The sequence below is a fragment of the Bradyrhizobium sp. BR13661 genome, assembly GCF_029892425.1.
GTDB lineage: Bacteria > Pseudomonadota > Alphaproteobacteria > Rhizobiales > Xanthobacteraceae > Bradyrhizobium.
This window is the reverse complement of sequence record NZ_JARXWB010000020.1, coordinates 131,595-146,934: the sequence shown is the minus strand read 5'-3', so window position 1 is coordinate 146,934 and position 15,340 is coordinate 131,595. Positions and strand designations below refer to the sequence as shown.

At 57.9% G+C, this 15,340-nt stretch carries 13 protein-coding genes and 1 pseudogene; 1 reads left to right on the top strand and 13 read right to left on the bottom strand.

Going from position 1 to position 15,340, the window contains the following annotated elements:
• Nucleotides 1-867: 867 nt before the first annotated feature.
• The 13 genes and pseudogenes from M2427_RS28395 to M2427_RS28335 form a co-directional block, all read right to left on the bottom strand.
• On the bottom strand, nucleotides 868-1,545 hold the full coding sequence (locus M2427_RS28395; RefSeq protein ID WP_280710173.1) for a GntR family transcriptional regulator: 678 nt from the start codon (nucleotides 1,543-1,545) through the stop codon (nucleotides 868-870).
• Between the two features lie 423 nt (nucleotides 1,546-1,968).
• Nucleotides 1,969-2,334 carry a transposase gene (locus M2427_RS28390; protein WP_280710172.1) on the bottom strand — a complete coding sequence of 122 codons (366 nt, stop codon included), beginning with the start codon at nucleotides 2,332-2,334 and terminating at the stop codon, nucleotides 1,969-1,971.
• A 333-nt stretch (nucleotides 2,335-2,667) separates the two neighbouring features.
• Nucleotides 2,668-3,669, bottom strand: a pseudogene (locus M2427_RS28385) (IS66 family transposase); the annotation flags it as partial.
• Between the two features lie 425 nt (nucleotides 3,670-4,094).
• On the bottom strand, nucleotides 4,095-4,295 hold the full coding sequence (locus tag M2427_RS28380; protein ID WP_280710171.1) for a hypothetical protein: 201 nt from the start codon (nucleotides 4,293-4,295) through the stop codon (nucleotides 4,095-4,097).
• Between the two features lie 521 nt (nucleotides 4,296-4,816).
• Nucleotides 4,817-6,163: a Rieske 2Fe-2S domain-containing protein gene (locus tag M2427_RS28375; RefSeq protein WP_280710170.1), complete on the bottom strand. Its 1,347-nt coding sequence runs from the start codon at nucleotides 6,161-6,163 to the stop codon at nucleotides 4,817-4,819.
• A gap of 36 nt (nucleotides 6,164-6,199) precedes the next feature.
• The gene (locus M2427_RS28370; RefSeq protein ID WP_280710169.1) at nucleotides 6,200-6,916 is read right to left on the bottom strand and encodes an ABC transporter ATP-binding protein; all 717 of its coding nucleotides are present in this window, start codon (nucleotides 6,914-6,916) and stop codon (nucleotides 6,200-6,202) included.
• Entirely contained in the window at nucleotides 6,906-7,664 is a 759-nt protein-coding gene (locus M2427_RS28365; RefSeq protein WP_280710168.1) for an ABC transporter ATP-binding protein, read from the bottom strand. Before M2427_RS28365 ends, M2427_RS28370 begins: the two co-directional genes overlap by 11 nt.
• Nucleotides 7,657-8,652 carry a branched-chain amino acid ABC transporter permease gene (locus tag M2427_RS28360; protein WP_280710167.1) on the bottom strand — a complete coding sequence of 332 codons (996 nt, stop codon included), beginning with the start codon at nucleotides 8,650-8,652 and terminating at the stop codon, nucleotides 7,657-7,659. Before M2427_RS28360 ends, M2427_RS28365 begins: the two co-directional genes overlap by 8 nt.
• A gap of 2 nt (nucleotides 8,653-8,654) precedes the next feature.
• Nucleotides 8,655-9,515 (bottom strand): branched-chain amino acid ABC transporter permease, encoded by an 861-nt coding sequence (locus M2427_RS28355; protein ID WP_280710166.1) that lies wholly within the window; start codon nucleotides 9,513-9,515, stop codon nucleotides 8,655-8,657.
• 42 nt (nucleotides 9,516-9,557) lie between these two features.
• Entirely contained in the window at nucleotides 9,558-10,733 is a 1,176-nt protein-coding gene (locus M2427_RS28350) for an ABC transporter substrate-binding protein (protein WP_280710165.1), read from the bottom strand.
• 15 nt (nucleotides 10,734-10,748) lie between these two features.
• A complete protein-coding gene (locus tag M2427_RS28345; protein WP_280710164.1) occupies nucleotides 10,749-11,936 on the bottom strand; it encodes an ABC transporter substrate-binding protein in 1,188 nt (395 codons plus the stop codon).
• A gap of 15 nt (nucleotides 11,937-11,951) precedes the next feature.
• Nucleotides 11,952-12,938, bottom strand: coding sequence for a PDR/VanB family oxidoreductase (locus tag M2427_RS28340; RefSeq protein WP_280710163.1), 987 nt, complete (start codon nucleotides 12,936-12,938; stop codon nucleotides 11,952-11,954).
• Nucleotides 12,935-14,143, bottom strand: a complete 1,209-nt coding sequence (locus tag M2427_RS28335) for a Rieske 2Fe-2S domain-containing protein (RefSeq protein ID WP_280710162.1) — start codon at nucleotides 14,141-14,143, stop codon at nucleotides 12,935-12,937. Before M2427_RS28335 ends, M2427_RS28340 begins: the two co-directional genes overlap by 4 nt.
• A 115-nt stretch (nucleotides 14,144-14,258) precedes the next feature.
• Here M2427_RS28335 and M2427_RS28330 point away from each other — a divergent pair, with 115 nt between their 5' ends.
• A complete protein-coding gene (locus tag M2427_RS28330; RefSeq protein ID WP_280710161.1) occupies nucleotides 14,259-15,221 on the top strand; it encodes a LysR family transcriptional regulator in 963 nt (320 codons plus the stop codon).
• Nucleotides 15,222-15,340: the final 119 nt, after the last annotated feature.

Below are 15,340 nucleotides of genomic sequence, written 5' to 3'. Positions count from 1 at the left end.
CCAAACCGCGTTTCAACAGGAACATTTGCCGAGGTCTAATCAGCCGCTTGGACCAAAAAAGCTACAGAAATCAAACCGCATGGAAATTCCATAATGAAGATTATGCGAATCGCGGGGTCCAAGCTTCGTATCAGGCGCATTTGTCGCAATTGGTACTGCGGTCTTGACTCCTGCACTGGGATTGTCAGCTGCGAATCTCGCGCACGTCGTGACCGGCCTTCCTCGTGGAGAGTAGAATTTCGTTGGTACAATCCGCTCTTCCAATGGATCGGAAAGCGCCAGCAAGGCGTCCGGCGGCAAGCACTTTTCCGCCCCTAAGCAGCGGGCCGATACCTCTGCTGGATCTCTGACCGGGTTCAAGGCAAAGCGCACATCGGCCGGGTTCTGGACCCGAAATTTTGGTGAGATGGAACACAGCGGCTCGGTACCTCCCCATCGTGGCGCCAGCGGAGATCACTTGCTCCGCGTCAGGGATAGAAGCCCGTCAGGGTGAAAGCCCGGCGTCAGCCGGATTTCAGCGAAGCCAACAGCCCGGGCCGTAGGGTAGACGCTACGAGACCGGGCTGCCTTGTCGGAACTAGGCATCGTGAACAGGATGGACTTTAGAAAACCTCTCGGAATTCATCAGGATCATCACGATGCGGTCGATCGCATAGCGCCACAACCCCGGAGCGAGCGTATCTTAATCTTGCTACCTCTAGGCCCATGGCTTAGCAGTATGCGCCCTGATTAGTGAGGCGACGGTGCAAGGGTTGAGCGGTCCGCGAGGATACAACAACGAACCTAAAGTGCTCGCAATGAAATTTGACGCACAGACCTCATTCTCCGCGTCTCGCTGGCCGCGAAAGCCACAGCGCTGCAAATCAGTCAAGCTCTCGCTTGTTTCAACGGCTCACGCACTTGCTCTCTCGAGCGCATCAATGTGTCGACGAAGATCGGCTCCCACGAGCGGATATGGCTACGCAGCAAGCTCGGCATGGCTGTAGTCTCGCCAGCGAGCGCGAGTTCGATAAGCCGATAGTGCTCCTGCACCGAAGCCTGCTGCCGCTCCAAGCCGGCGCGCGAGCTGATGCCATAGTGTCGAATCTTGTCGCGTAGGCCCATCACTAGGTCCGTCAACAGATCGTTGCCTGCAGCTGCCACGAGCTCGCGGTGATAGTTTCGGTCGGCTTCCAGATAGAGCTGAACGTCATCGATCTCGACGGCTTTGGCGATCTGATCGGCCAAACCGCGCACGACCGGAAGGTCTCGCGGCGGATTGGTCGCAACCAGCACAGCGGCGTGCAGTTCGAGCACTTCACGCATATCGAAAAGATTTCGCAGCTCGGGCAATGTCGGTTCGACAACCTTAAAACCGCGGTTTCGCATGGGCTCGACCAAGCCTCCAAAGCTGAGCTCGAGGAGTGCTTCTCGCACCGGCGTCGAAGAGACGCAAAGGCTTGCCGCGAGGCTAGGCACGGAATACATGGTGCCAGGAAGGCTCTGCCCGGAAATGATCTCGGCGCGCACCCGTTGCAGCACCTGTTCTCGCAAATTCTGGTCCATGGGGTCTTGGCGGCCTCGCCGGCAAGCTTTCGATTCGTTGCTGATCATTACTTAGCCTTGACGGAACTTGCAGTGGTATGACCTAAACGTGTAACGCACTTAAGTCGACGGTGAAACAGCGTGTAGCCGGCTATTACACTCTCAGCTGCACGCGCTGCGGCGCTGTAAGCGTGGTCGAAGACGGGCGCCTGGTCGGCGTGGAGGTATTAGAGGACCACCCGATTGGCGGTGCTTTTTGCGCCGAAGGGCGTGCGGCGCCGGAAATCGTCGGCAGCTCGCGCCGGCTGACCATACCCTTAAAGCGAACCCCGCCCCGCGACGATGCGGATCCAGGCTGTGGGTCGCGATCCGCGCCAGCTTATCTGCCAACGCTATGGCAACCAGCTTCGGCGGCTTGCGAACGATAATGTCTTTCAGCCAGGGTCAGGAGCGACTCTCGCGTCGCCGCACATCTGCGATCACAGCCGTCGCGCCAGCGACCAAAACGGTTCTCAACATGCCGTTGCCGGCGCGCGTAATCACGCCGAGCCGGTTCTTTCCGGCCGTTGAATGGTTCTTTGGTGTCAGGCCAAGCCAAGCAGCCAAGTTCCTTGCCGACTTGATCCCACCTGCATCCAGGACCTTGATTAACAGCAGCGTCGCGTCAATCGGACCAATTCCCGGAATGGCCGCCAGTCGTCGGCTCATCTCGCTACTCCGGTGGAGGTGCATGAGCTTCTTGTCGAGCTTAGCGATCTGGTCATCGCGCGCCAGCTCTGCCGCCAACGCTTCCACGAGCTCCAGCGCCAAGTCGACTGTCTCATCGGCCCGAATATCGATCATAAATTGATGAAAGCCGCGAAAGCCCCTTGGGCGCGGTAAAGCCAAATTCCGCGGCGTAGCCGCGGATCGAATTGGCGAGCTGGGTACGCCTGCCGATGAACTGGCTGCACGTGTGTCAGCATCCGCGCGCTCTGCTGCTCAGGACTCTTGATCGACTCGTCCAACTCGCCGCTTCGCAAATCGCCTCGGCGTCCGCGGCGTCAGATTTTCCCGCGCTGCACATGGCGGGATCTGCCAAGCACTTTTGGCCATTCAAATACTGTCTTCCTCGACAGGGTGAAGTCGGAGTCGGCGATGTTCTCAGGCCACGGGCGAGCGTTCTTGGGTTGTGAGATAGGCCCAGGGTAGCAGTTCGTCGATCTGGCAGTTCGGGTGGTCGTTGACGATGCGGGTGATGATTTCGGCGAGATAGGCGTGGGGTTCGACGCCGATGAGCTTGCAGGTTTCGATCAGTGAGGCGATGACGGTCCAGTGTTCGCCGCCGCCGTCCAAGCCAGCGAACAGAGCGTTCTTGCGGTTGAGCGCGATTGGGCGGATAGCGCGCTCGACGACGTTGGAATCAATCTCGATGCGGCCGTCGGCAATGAAGCGCGTCCGTCCCAACGCGACAGTGCATATCGGATGGCCTCCGCGAGTTTCGTCTTCTGGCTGATCAGATCAAGCTTGGCGCGCAGCCAGGTTTCAAACTCGTGGACGATCGGCCGGCTCTTCTCTTGGCGGACGGCGCGACGCTCGTCGGCGGTGCGGCCGCGGATCTCGGCTTCGACGACGTAGAGCCCGGTGATACGTTTGAGTGCCTCGCTGGCGATCGGTGCGGGACTAGCAGCGGCGAGCTTGTAGAAGCGCCGGCGCACATGGGACCAGCAGAACGCCCAGTTCAACGTCACCGCGCTCGGCCAGGACCCGACAGCCGGCATAACCGTCGACCTAGAGGATGCCGGCAAAACCCGCGAGGTGGGCGCTCGGCCGTTTGGCCTTTCGATTGGGAGCGTAGACATAGGCGACGGCGGGTCCGTGCCGCCCCAGGGCCGGTCGTCGCGGGCATAGGCCCAGAGCTGGCCGGTCTTGGTGCGGCCGCGTCCGGGATGGAGCACCGGGGGGGTCTCGTCTGCAAAAGTTTTGGCGATTGCTTCAGCCTCGCGAGCAGCCACTCATGCACCGGCCGCAACAGGAAGGCTGCCCCCGACCAATCGGCCAGGGTCGAGCGACCCAGGTCGAGGCCCTGACGGTGTAAATCTGAGCCTGCCGATACAGCGGCAGATGGTCGGCATATTTGGCGACGAGCACCTGCGCCACGGTGGCCGACGCGGTTACACCATGCGTCTCGGCCCCCGCGAGTACGACATGCATACTGATTCACTGTGCCGCAGTTCGACTCGCCTCGATCGGCGAAGGTGTCTCGCGCGCAGCGTGCACGCGCTTCCAGTCCAATCCTTCGAGCAAGGCCGACAGCTGCGCCGCGGTCAGGCGAATGACCCCGTCCTGCACGTTGTGCCAGCAGAACGGACCGTCTCATACCGCTTGGCGAACGGGCACACACCCGCGCCGCCCGAATAGATCAGCTTCACCCTGTTGGCGCGCTTGGTGCGGAACACATACACGGCGCCGAGGGGAAAACGGATCTGCCTAGATGCTCTCACGCACCAGGGCCGCGAGCCCTTCGGCACCCTTGCGGAAGTCGACCGGCCTGGTCGCCACCACCACCCGCACCGCGCCCGTCGGACCGATCACGTGCAGGTCTTCAACGCATGGATCACGGCCGCAACCGTCGCGGCATCCGCGCCTCCGCCGACCCGAACCGCGACGCCGTTGATCTCGAACTCGATGATGCCGCTGTTCTCGGCGCTCTCGGGCCCCTTCCAGAGGCGTCGGCGCTGCCGCGGTGAGCGCTCCGGCGGCGTGGACGATGGGGTAATGACAGCGGGCACGAACGTCTGCGGCTCGGAGCCACAGGGATCGCAACCGGTTCTCGCATTTGCCGACGCCACGTAAACAGCTGTTGCGGCGACAATCCGTGCCGCCGCGCGACCTCCGATACCACGGCACCCGAGGCCAGCGTCTCCTCGACGAACCGCGCCTTGTCGTCGGCCGAGAAACGCCGGCGTCGGCCGATCTCCGTGATACCTCGACCCGACGAACCGAGGTCCTAGGCTCAAGCATATGGTCAAGCTTGGACACAAGTCGATCTCCAATCAGAGATCGATCATTCTTCGCTCGACGCCTTCAATGGAAGGTGGGGCCGAAACAGCGCTTACAAGTCAGACGCGCGGAGGCGCCCTACAGTTGAGGACCGAACCTTTTTCTCGCGATCCCTTACACGCCAGATGGTGACAAGGGCTGCCCCTTCGACAATCTTCAAAAGATTGTGGTGCCAAATATGAGCATGAAGGAGAATTGGCCAGCTGTTTAGGCGCTTATTCGATTTTGGGAACCTTCTGTCTTGTCGAACTTATTGAGCGGCGTGAGAAAGGTGATTGGGATCCAGATCGACTTCGCTAAATGCGCGCTTGGCATTGATTAGCTGGGACGAATACATCTCCATCCAACCCTCCCCGTCTCTGGCAACGAAAGATCCGCTTCGCGCTCCGTGGTAACTAGTCGGATTGTCGACGCCTGGGGGCAACTCACCTGTTGAGCCGTAAGCTTTGACTGCAGAAAGCAGTCTCCGGCGGGTTACGCTGATCATTCGATCGCTAAGCGCGAGATGTTCCTTTGAACGATCAACGATTGGTCCCATGCTTTCGATAATGGCTTGGTCTTGGATACCAAGGCTCGGCAAGCCAGAATAGCTCGAAGTCCGCTGGGCCTCCCGATTGATCTTGTAGTCATTGCTCGCATTTAGTTCCGGACGAAACCGGCCGTACCAATCAGCTGAGTTTGGCAGGTACGGAACGGTATTGTATTGCTCTAGGCCAGGAATAGGCCTGCCGTCCTTCAGCTCTCTCAACGCAAGTGTGCGCTTCTTCCATACGACATATGTCGCCATCGTATGTTCATCATCCATTGGAACCCACGCATTAAAGACGATGTGGTCGTCGAAAGAACCATCTGGCACCATCGTGAAAAACGGGAAAAGAAAATGTGCGTAGCGCATAAATAATTCGCCAGCCTCTGCCGGACGATGGGCAGCGTACATCGTCCCCCACTCCGTTTCGGCGGTATAGTACTCGGGCGCTCGGTTACGAAGCGCGAACTTGTGCATGCTATCGGGAGCGACGTCATCTTCCTTCACGCTTCCCAGATGCAGAAATGCATAGTGGGAAGTATCAATTTCGCCTTCCAGTCCCTGCAGCCAATTGCAGTCTCGCTGTACGAACCCAACCTCGACCTCATCCGTGGGTAGGAACATCGGTTCGAGCGAGGGAAGAATGGGAGCCTTTTCACGCTTTCCCATGTAAACCCAAACAAGGCCGTTATGCTCGAACGTCTTGTACGCCTTAATCTTAACCCTATCGGCGAACGAATGCCCCGGCGGCACATTGGGCATGTCGAGACAGTTCCCATTCACGTCGAACTTCCACCCATGATAAACACAACGGATGCCGTTGCCCTCGTTTCGACCAAAAAAAAGCGAAGCGCAACGATGCGCACATTGATGATCGACTATCCCGACCCGGCCGTTGGTGTCGCGAAACGCCAACAGCTTCTCGTTGAGAAGTAGCAGGCGCATGGGCGGACCGTCGGGCTTGAGCTCGTTCGACGCACAGGCCGGGATCCAATATTCGCGCATGAGCTCGCCCATCGGCGTGCCAGGCCCGACGCGGCACAGGAGTTCGTTGTCCTGCTTTGACAGCATGTCGTGTTCCTTCCCTTCATGGCATCACTCGATGCCTTACTGAACTTTGCCTAACCCAATCGTCTGTTCGAGGATTTCCGGAGATTTTCGCAAAGCTTCAGAAGTTCCTGCGTAGAGACAGCGTCCATTCTCCAGCACGAGCACCTGATCGGCGAAGCCGAGAACAACATCGACGTCTTGCTCGATGAGTAAGCAACCGATGCCGGTACGCGTCGTCATCTGAATGATGGTATCCATTAACTCGTCGCGAATCTGCGGCGCCAAACCTTCTAGCGGTTCATCGAGGAGCAGGATCTGCGGCTGGCCGACGAGCGCGCGCGCGACCGCGAGCATTTGCTGCTCTCCGCCCGAGAGCTGACTGCCTCCATTTGCACGGCGGTCTCGAAGACGCGGAAACATGCCAAACGCAAACTCAAGCGCTTCTCGAGACGGCCGACCGTTCAGGCCTGCGAGCAGGTTCTCTTCCACGGTCAGACTTGGAAATATGTCCCGCGCCTGTGGGACAAGACTGATGCCTGCCCTCGCTCTTCGGTAGGTCGGCTTGGTACTGATATCCTGGCCATTGAGTGTGATCGTCCCTTGCTGACGCTGCGCAAGTCCTACCACAGCAGCCAGAGTCGTCGACTTCCCAGCTCCGTTCCGCCCTAGCAAGCCGATGCGCTGGCCGGTCCGGACGGTGAAGTTAATGTCTCTGACGATTTCGAGCATCCCGTAACCAGCGGTGAGATGCTCAACCCGCAGCTCAGTGGCCATGGATGGCGCCCTTTCCAAAGTAGACCTGGCGCACGCGGTCGTCGGCCGCGATCTCCTGGGGCGACCCTTCCGCCAAAGGTCGCCCGTTTGCCAAAACAATGATGCGACGCGCAAAGCGAAACACGAGGTCCATATCGTGCTCAATCAACAACACCGCCAAATCTCCCGGCAGGCGCTCGACAGCATCGAGTATGATTCCGCTTTCTCCCTTCGGGACGCCAGCGGCGGGTTCATCCAAGAGAAGAACGCCCGGCTTCAGCGCAAGCGCAAGCGCAAGTTCGACCAATCTCTGCTGCCCAAGCGACATGGCTCCAACCTTCCGGCTCGCCAGCTTGGTGAGTTGCAGATCGGTCAGTACTGCCTTGATCTCGGCGAGCGCTTCCTCAAGAGCGGTGGTTGGCGACCACACGCTCATGCCCATTCCGCGACGAAGTTGAACCGCGACGCGCACATTCTCTTCGACCGTCAGATCCTTGAACAATTTGCTGATCTGAAAAGTCCTCGCCATTCCCGCCTTAACGCGGACGGCGGCGGACGCTGTGGTTACGTCGATCCCTTGCAGTTCAACCCGCCCCGCATTTGGGGACAGGACGCCGGTAATGAGATTCACAACTGTTGTTTTCCCGGCACCGTTGGGTCCAATCAGCGCAGTTCTGGCGCCGTCAGGCAGTGTCAGCGATACATCGACGACCGCCGCGAATCCGCCGAACGATTTGCTCAATCCGGACACAGAGAGCCGACTAGTCATGAACGGCCCCCCTTTTGACGATTTGTTGCAGCCCGTCGAAGAGTTGGATCAACCCTTGAGGCAAGACTAACATCGTGATGATCAGCATGAAGCCGATGACAAACAACCAGTGATAGGGATCTGCGGTGGAGACTGCATGATGGACCACCATATAAACGAAGGTTCCGATCAGGGCACCCGGAAGGCGCGCCATCCCGCCGAGCACCAGCATCACGAGCGCACCAGCTGACGTTTGGAAGTCGAGAGTGTTTAAGCCGACAACCCGCGTTGTCTGTGCGCTGAGCGCCCCCGCCAGCCCGCCGATAAATCCACCTATGACGAAGACAGCGACAAGATGGACATAGACGTTACAGCCAAGCGCGGTCATTCGCGAAGGATCATCCTTGATCGCCCTGCTGGACAAGCCAAAGGGCGAGGCGACCACCTTCCGCACCACAAAATAGACCGCGATCAGCACCGCGAGCGAATAGAGATACGCCGTCACACCATAGAAATCGAATTCAAAGTAACCCAGGATCGGTCGCACCGAGAATCCAGACAATCCGTCGTCGCCTCCCGTTACGGCTCGGGCCTTGTTCGCGACCTCCAGCAGAATTTGCGATGCGGCAATCGTCAGCATGACGAGTGTCAATCCCTTCGCCCGCAAAATCATAAGGCCGCTAACGAACGCGACTAGAGCACCCGCCACTCCTCCGAGCACAAGTCCGATAAGGGGGTCGCCCGTCACGTGCAGCGCAACGAGTCCTGCGCTGTATGCGCCTGAACCGAAGACTGCAGCGTGCCCCATGGACATCACGCCAGCCTGTCCAAGAACTAGGCTTAAGGACAGCACGAACAACGCATTGATGATAACCGTCGTGGCGAATCCGAGATCATCTGGAAAAAGCCAGAGGACCGCCAGACCGACAAGGACCAACCAGCATTCCGGCGCGTGCAGAATGCGCAATTGTCCCTTGGGAGCGGTCACCATTTGGAGGATCTGTTCCACCCCTATTCCCTTCCTTGCAATCCCTGTGGTCTGACGGTCAAAATGACGAACATCGTGACGTAGAACACGATCGATGAAAGATCGGGTGCTAGATATTTTGCACTCGTTTCCGCGACGCCGAGTAGAAGAGCCGCCAGGAACGACCCGGTAAGTGTGCCGTAGCCGCCGACCGCTACGACAGCGAGCGCTGGGACCAAATATTTCGACGCGTAGCTCGGCTCCATCGGCATGACTTCAGCGCCGGCAACACCACCTAGCCCGGCCAGAGCTGCGCCTGCCGCGAAGACAATGCCGTATACCAGATTAGTGTTGATACCAACCGCTTGAGCGGTAGCCGGACTATCGACCGCGGCCCGAACCCAGATGCCAAATGGCGATTTCTCAATTGCGAACCAGAGCAAGGTAATAACGAGGACGCCCAATGCAATTACATACAGTCGATTACGCGGCATCGTCCGAAAACCGAGGTCTATGCTTCCAGAAAGATAGTTGGGAAATTCAATCGTCGTGATTGCAGAGCCAAAGATCGCATTTGCCGTGGCGATGGCGACGAACATTATCCCGATCGTGAGCAACATCTGGTCCATATGCGATCGCGCGTAGAACCGACGGAGAACGACAATCTCAATAGCGAACGCGAGGCTGACAGTACTAACTAGTGCCGTAACCACTCCCAATTCAAAAGGAACCCTAAGAAGACGTGGCAAGCTTGCCGACATGAAGCCGCCGGCCATCGCGAAGCTCCCGTGCGCCAGATTGACAAAGCGCATGAGACCCATGGTCATCGACAAGCCGACCGAGATCATGAACAGGATCATCGAATACGATATTCCATCGATGATGATGCTGATGAATGTGTTCATGAGGAACTCTTCTGCCACATCTTTTCGAGATCGGGCCTCGCCCTACCGCGCCCTGCCGTAGTCGGGCTGCGCTTCGTAGGTTTTGATCTCTCGATTGTAGAGAGCTCCCGTCGCATCCTTCGCGACTTCGCGAATGTAGATATTCTGAATTAGATCGCGCGATTTCGCATCAATCGTCACGGGTCCGCGTGGGCTCTCCCAAGAAAGACCTTTCACGCTCTGCATCGCCTTATCGCCATTCTTCACATCTCCGGTCGCCTTGATCATCGAGTAGACGATGTGCATGGCGTCGAACGCCGCAACGGTCGGATAGCTAACGACCGATTCTAGCGTGGCTTCACGAACGGCCTTCAGAAATGCTGCGTTGACATCGCCGCCGCGCTGCGGCGCGTACCACATCCCAGTCTTCATGCCGATAGCCGCATCGCCAATCGACGGCAAATCGATCTCCGCCGTCTCGGTCGTTCCGAGCAATCTTATTCCGTCTGCCTTCAGGCCATTATCTGCGAAAGACCTTATTGCGGAGATCGCCGGCTGCCCGCCTGGGAAAAAGACGAAGACAGCCTGCGGATTAAGGGATTTAGCCGTCTGCATGAATGGGCCAAAATCCGCCGTCTTCATTGGGACGCGTATGCGCTCGACTACCTGACCGCCGGCCTCGGTAAGGCCCTTGGCAAAAGCCGCTTCCGCATCAACACCAGTGACATAATCTGCGACCATCGTAACGACACGCTTGAGATTGCTCTCCGCGGCATACTTCGCGACGGGTACGGTCAGCTGCGCAACGGTGTTTCCGGAGCGCAATACGAACTCTGATTTGTCGAGAATCGCCGAGCTTGCGGCTCCGATCACGACGAACGGCACTTTCGCCTCTTCGGCGACTTGCGCAACGGCGATCGCGTCCGGAGAGAATGTAACCCCTCCGAGGTAAAGGACTTTGTCCTTGATGATCAGTTCCTGAGCGAGAGAACGAGCCTGGGCTGGATTAGAATCGGGCAAATCGCGAAAGACGACTTCGATTGTATCTGCCCCAACTTGGACGCCATTCAGCTTCTGATAGGCTTTGACGCCGTCAGACCAAGCCCGCCCGTACTGACCGTAGGGTCCGGACATAAGCGCGATGATTCCGACCTTGATGGTCGCAGCCGAAACCGATGCGGGCACCAAGCTAACGGCGAGGGCGATGCGGAACGCAACTTTGGAGATACTTCGATTCATTTCGTCCTGCCCTCTCTATTTCGCGGTCGGTTCTTTCGTCTGACGCCCATAGTCAGGCTGCAGATCGAATGTTTTGAATTCGCGATTGACGAGCTTGCCGTCCGGGCCTCTTTCCACCTTCCTTATGTAGACGTTCTGCAGTAGATCGCGGGACTTTGCATCGATCTGCGCCAGACCGCGCGGGCTATTCCACTTAAGGCCCTTTACCGCTGCGATGGCCTTCTCACCGTCGCGCTTCCCATCGGTCGCCGCGATCATCGTGTAGATGAGGTGCATGCCGTCGAAGGCGGCAACGTGCGGATATCCGACGGTGGTACCTGGCGCAATCTCACGTATGGCTCGTACAAAATCGGCGTTAATCTCGCCCGGATGCGTCGGCGAATAGAACATGCCGGTCTCAACGCCCAGCGCGGCATTGCCGACCTCTTGCAAGTCCGTTTCGTAGGTCTCTCCCGTGCCGAGCAACTTGATGCCAGCGGCCGCAAGGCCGTTATCTGAGTAGGCACGAATGATGCCCGTCGCCGGCGGCCCCCCAGGAAACCAGATGAAGATTGCATCCGGTCGCAGTTCCTTAGCGGCTTGCAGGAAGGGACTGAAGTCCGTCGCTTTGATGGGAACACGGACCTTCGAAAGGATCTCGCCACCGCCCGCGATGAACTTTTGGGAGAACGCGGCTTCAGCATCGAGACCCGGCGCGTAGTCCGCGACTATCGTCACTACGCGTTTGATATTGCTTTCGGCGGCGTACTGCGCGACCGGGACGGCCACCTGAGGAAGCGTATAGGAAGTCCGAACAAGATACTCTGATTTGTCCAGTACAGCCGACGTGGGGGCATTGAACACGATGGCCGGAATTTTGGCTTCTTGAGCAAGCTGACCAATGGCAATCGCGTTTGGTGTGAAATCGAAGCCCGCCAGATACTGCACTTTCTCTTTGATGATCAGCTCTTGCGCCGTGGCCTTTGCGGCGGCAGGATTGATGTCAGGCACGTCACGAAGAATGACCTCGACATCGTGCCCCTTGACCGTCTTTCCGTGAACGGCCTGGTAAGCCTTGATGGCCTCGGCCCAGTTGGTGCCGAACTGTCCAAAGGGGCCGCTCATCGCACCGATGACGCCGATCTTGATTACATCGGCCGAGACTGCGGCTGGTACCGCTGCGACCGTCAGTGCGATGCAAACTGTGGCTAGATGTTTCGACATGCGGCCTCCCGTTCGTCAAATGTCAAGGACAAGGGACGGCGACTTCGCGCCGGAACAGCAAATCATCATGGTTTTGTTCGACGCTTTCTCTGCGTCCGAGAGGATCACATCGCGATGGTCCGGTGTCCCATCGATGACAACGGTCTCGCAGGCGCCGCAGACCCCCTGCTTGCATGAGGACGCCGTCTCGACGCCAGCAGCATTCAGCGCTTCGAGGATCGTCCCTCCTGGTGGCACGATCACTTCCTTGCCGGTACGTTTGGCAATGATTTTGAAGCCGGTATCCTGCGACGCTACGACTGTCGCCGAAAAGTGCTCGAAGTGGACATTGGCGACGGGAATTCCAGAACAGGCGGACTTGAATGCGACGAGCATCGGCTCAGGCCCACAACAATAGAAGTGGCTTCCGGGCGGAGCCACGTCAATGACGCTGCTCATATCGAGTACTGGCGGACCGTCGCCCGACAGATAGATCCTAGCTCTGAGACCAGCCGCGGCAAGCTTCCGTGCAAAGGCCACATCTCGGCGCTCCCGCACAGCGTAGTGCAACTCCCAGGATCGTCCCGCCGTTTCCAGTTCGGAAATCATGCACCAAATCGGCGTGATACCAATTCCGCCGGCAAACAGCACCGCGTGTTCCCGACCGGAATGTAGCGGAAAGTGATTGCGAGGCGAGCTGATCGAGAGTTGGTGTCCGACGCGGAGGTGGTCGTGGATGAACGTTGAACCACCGCGACTCGCCGGATCGCGCTTGACGCCAATAACATAGGATTCCCCGGAGAATGGCGTCGCCAGGGAGTATTGACGTGTCATTCCGTTCGGCAGGTGCAAGTCAAGATGGGCACCTGAAGCGTAGTCGGGAAGACACTGACCATCCAGCGGCTGGAACTCAAGTAAGGTGACCTGGTCCGCTAGATAGCTAATCGAAGCAAGCCGAACCTCGATCAGCCCTTCGGTTGCCGCGGTTCTGGCTTTCTCCTTGCTAGCGGCGAGAGCCGTCATTCCGCTGCGCTCGCGCTGAAGAAGTTTCCCGACACGATCTTGATCGTCGCATCCTTCTCCGCGAATGCAACATTGACTGGATCTCCGCCTTCTCGGACGATCTTGATCTGTTGTTTCATCATGCGACGAAGCAGCGCAATTCCGCGATCGCTGTTCACGAGATGCTCATCGGAGTGCAGGTTGATCCGACCCTGACCAAATTGCGCTTCGAAGTCGCCGGGATACCGTTGGCGCTCTTCCTCGGTCAGCTCAGTCCAGAGCTTTCCGTTATGCTGTGTGTATTCGGTGAAATAGCCCTTCTGACGAACGCGAGCCGCCGAAATGACACGCATGGTCTTGTCGTCGATCGGAACGTGCCAGGTGATCACCTGCGAGCGCCCCGGCGTCAGGTCCGTCTTGGGTGTGGCGGCAATGTTCGGTAGAATGGCGTAGTTGCAGCGGTCGAGAAGCCGACCGTCGGGAAGTGATCGATAAGCATTGTAGATTACGCCACCGTCAATCGCGGTCCACTCGACCTTTGGCATCTGAAGGAATTCGGCCTTGAACTGCGTTCCGCTGAATGCAGTGTGCAAGACCTGAACGTGGAACGGATCGATAACGTTTTCCCAAGCTTGGAGCCAATGGTACGGCACCGCAGGTTCGGCGACGGGCGCGACGTATCCGCCGAATCCCGTGGTCTCGGTCTCAATGAATTCGTCGGAGGCGAGATCTTCGAGGTTGTCATATCGGGGTAACACGGGCTTACGATCGAGCGGGCCCATGTATGCGAAGACCAATCCATAACGCTCTTCGAGTGGATACCACGGCTGGCGGGCCACTTCGCGATTGCGACCATTTTCCGGCTCGCATGGTTGCTCGAGGCAATTTCCGGCCGTGTCGAAAAGCCATCCATGGTAGCAGCAGCGGATTCCGCAATCCTCCACCCTTCCGTAGTATAGGCTAGTCCCGCGATGCATGCAGCGCTCGTAAAGGAGACCTACCCGTCCGCCCTTGTCGCGGAAAAGAATTAGGTCCTCGCCCAGCACTCGGACCTTTTGCGGATTTGTCGTCACTTCATTGGATCCCGCGATCGGGTGCCAGTATCGCCTTAGGTATTCGCCGGTTGGAGTACCTTGAGCTACGTCGATCAGCAGCGGGTCGTATTGTGCCGGCGGCCTTCCATAGGCTCCGCCGCTCATAGACCTACCAAGCGCCTCATTAGACACGGCAATTTCCTCTCTGGGGCGAATGAATTATCGTTCGTCACAAAACTTTAGAACTTTGCAAAAATTGCTCAATGCAATAGGCTTGAGTTAATTTATCGGAATTTGAGATAATGCAATGACGCTAAATCTGAACCTGCTGCCCGTGCTCCTCGCGGTCTACGAAACGGGCCATGTTGGCCAAGCGGCAGCGCGGCTAAAGATGAGCCAACCAGGTGTCAGCACGGCGCTCGCTCGCGCGAGGAAGGCGCTGAACGATCCGCTTTTCGTTCGTACTGCCGGTGGCATGGAAGCGACCGCACGTTTGCGCAACGTGGTCGACCCTATCAGGTCTGTCCTTAGTACTATCGATAAGAAGATTGCCGCTGCCCCGACGTTCGCACCGGCGGACTACCGCGGAGAGTTTTGCGTGGCCATGTCTGACGTCGGCGAAGCAACGTATCTTGCCGCGTTGCTTCACTCGTTTGCACGCAACGTTCCTCACGCAACCCTGCGATCTGTCTCCTCGTCGCCGAGCGATCTAGCCAAGTCGATGGAAGATGCCACCGTCGATCTTGCGATCGGGTACTTTCCTGACTTCAAGAGTACTGAATTCTACCAAACGGTCATCGACACATATACGTTTGCCTGCATTATGCGGAGGGGGCACCCCATCAAGAGCGACACCGTAACCCTCGATGAATTCAAGAAGTACGGACATGCGGTCCCACAATCGCGAAGCCGCAGCCACGAGGTTTTTGAACAGTATCTTAAGGCGAAGCGTATCGAACGGCATGTAACGCTTCGTACCGAGCATTTCTTGAGCATTCCCATGATCGTAGCGAACACGGATTTGCTTGCGATCGTTCCTCTCGGCCTGCCTGATAACGTTTCTATCGGCTTGCCTCAGGCTATCATGCAGGCCAATAACATTCGCGTCGCAAAAACGACTTTCGCTTTACCCAAGATCGCAACCAAGATGCATTGGCACCGCAGTATGCATCGAGATCCGCGAAATCAATGGCTTCGTCGCACCATCATCGACGATTTGCGTAGCGTACGCCGTGGCTTGAGCCGCGCCGTAGATGATGTCCGGATTTGAATTCCCAACAGGGGTAGAGGGCGTTGCCCATCCTCTTATTGTGCCTAACTTCCGGCTGATTTGGGAGGGCCGGCCTGCGATGGCGCGCCGAAACGAGATAATGGAGTTGCCTAATAGGC

Coding starts and splice junctions, on each gene's coding strand:
- M2427_RS28365 (WP_280710168.1), bottom strand. CDS start 7,664: ATGACTAGTCGGCTCTCTGTGTCCGGATTGAGCAAATCGTTCGGCGGA.
- M2427_RS28375 (WP_280710170.1), bottom strand. CDS start 6,163: ATGCTGTCAAAGCAGGACAACGAACTCCTGTGCCGCGTCGGGCCTGGC.
- M2427_RS28395 (WP_280710173.1), bottom strand. CDS start 1,545: ATGGACCAGAATTTGCGAGAACAGGTGCTGCAACGGGTGCGCGCCGAG.
- M2427_RS28340 (WP_280710163.1), bottom strand. CDS start 12,938: ATGACGGCTCTCGCCGCTAGCAAGGAGAAAGCCAGAACCGCGGCAACC.
- M2427_RS28355 (WP_280710166.1), bottom strand. CDS start 9,515: ATGAACACATTCATCAGCATCATCATCGATGGAATATCGTATTCGATG.
- M2427_RS28345 (WP_280710164.1), bottom strand. CDS start 11,936: ATGTCGAAACATCTAGCCACAGTTTGCATCGCACTGACGGTCGCAGCG.
- M2427_RS28370 (WP_280710169.1), bottom strand. CDS start 6,916: ATGGCCACTGAGCTGCGGGTTGAGCATCTCACCGCTGGTTACGGGATG.
- M2427_RS28330 (WP_280710161.1), top strand. CDS start 14,259: ATGACGCTAAATCTGAACCTGCTGCCCGTGCTCCTCGCGGTCTACGAA.
- M2427_RS28350 (WP_280710165.1), bottom strand. CDS start 10,733: ATGAATCGAAGTATCTCCAAAGTTGCGTTCCGCATCGCCCTCGCCGTT.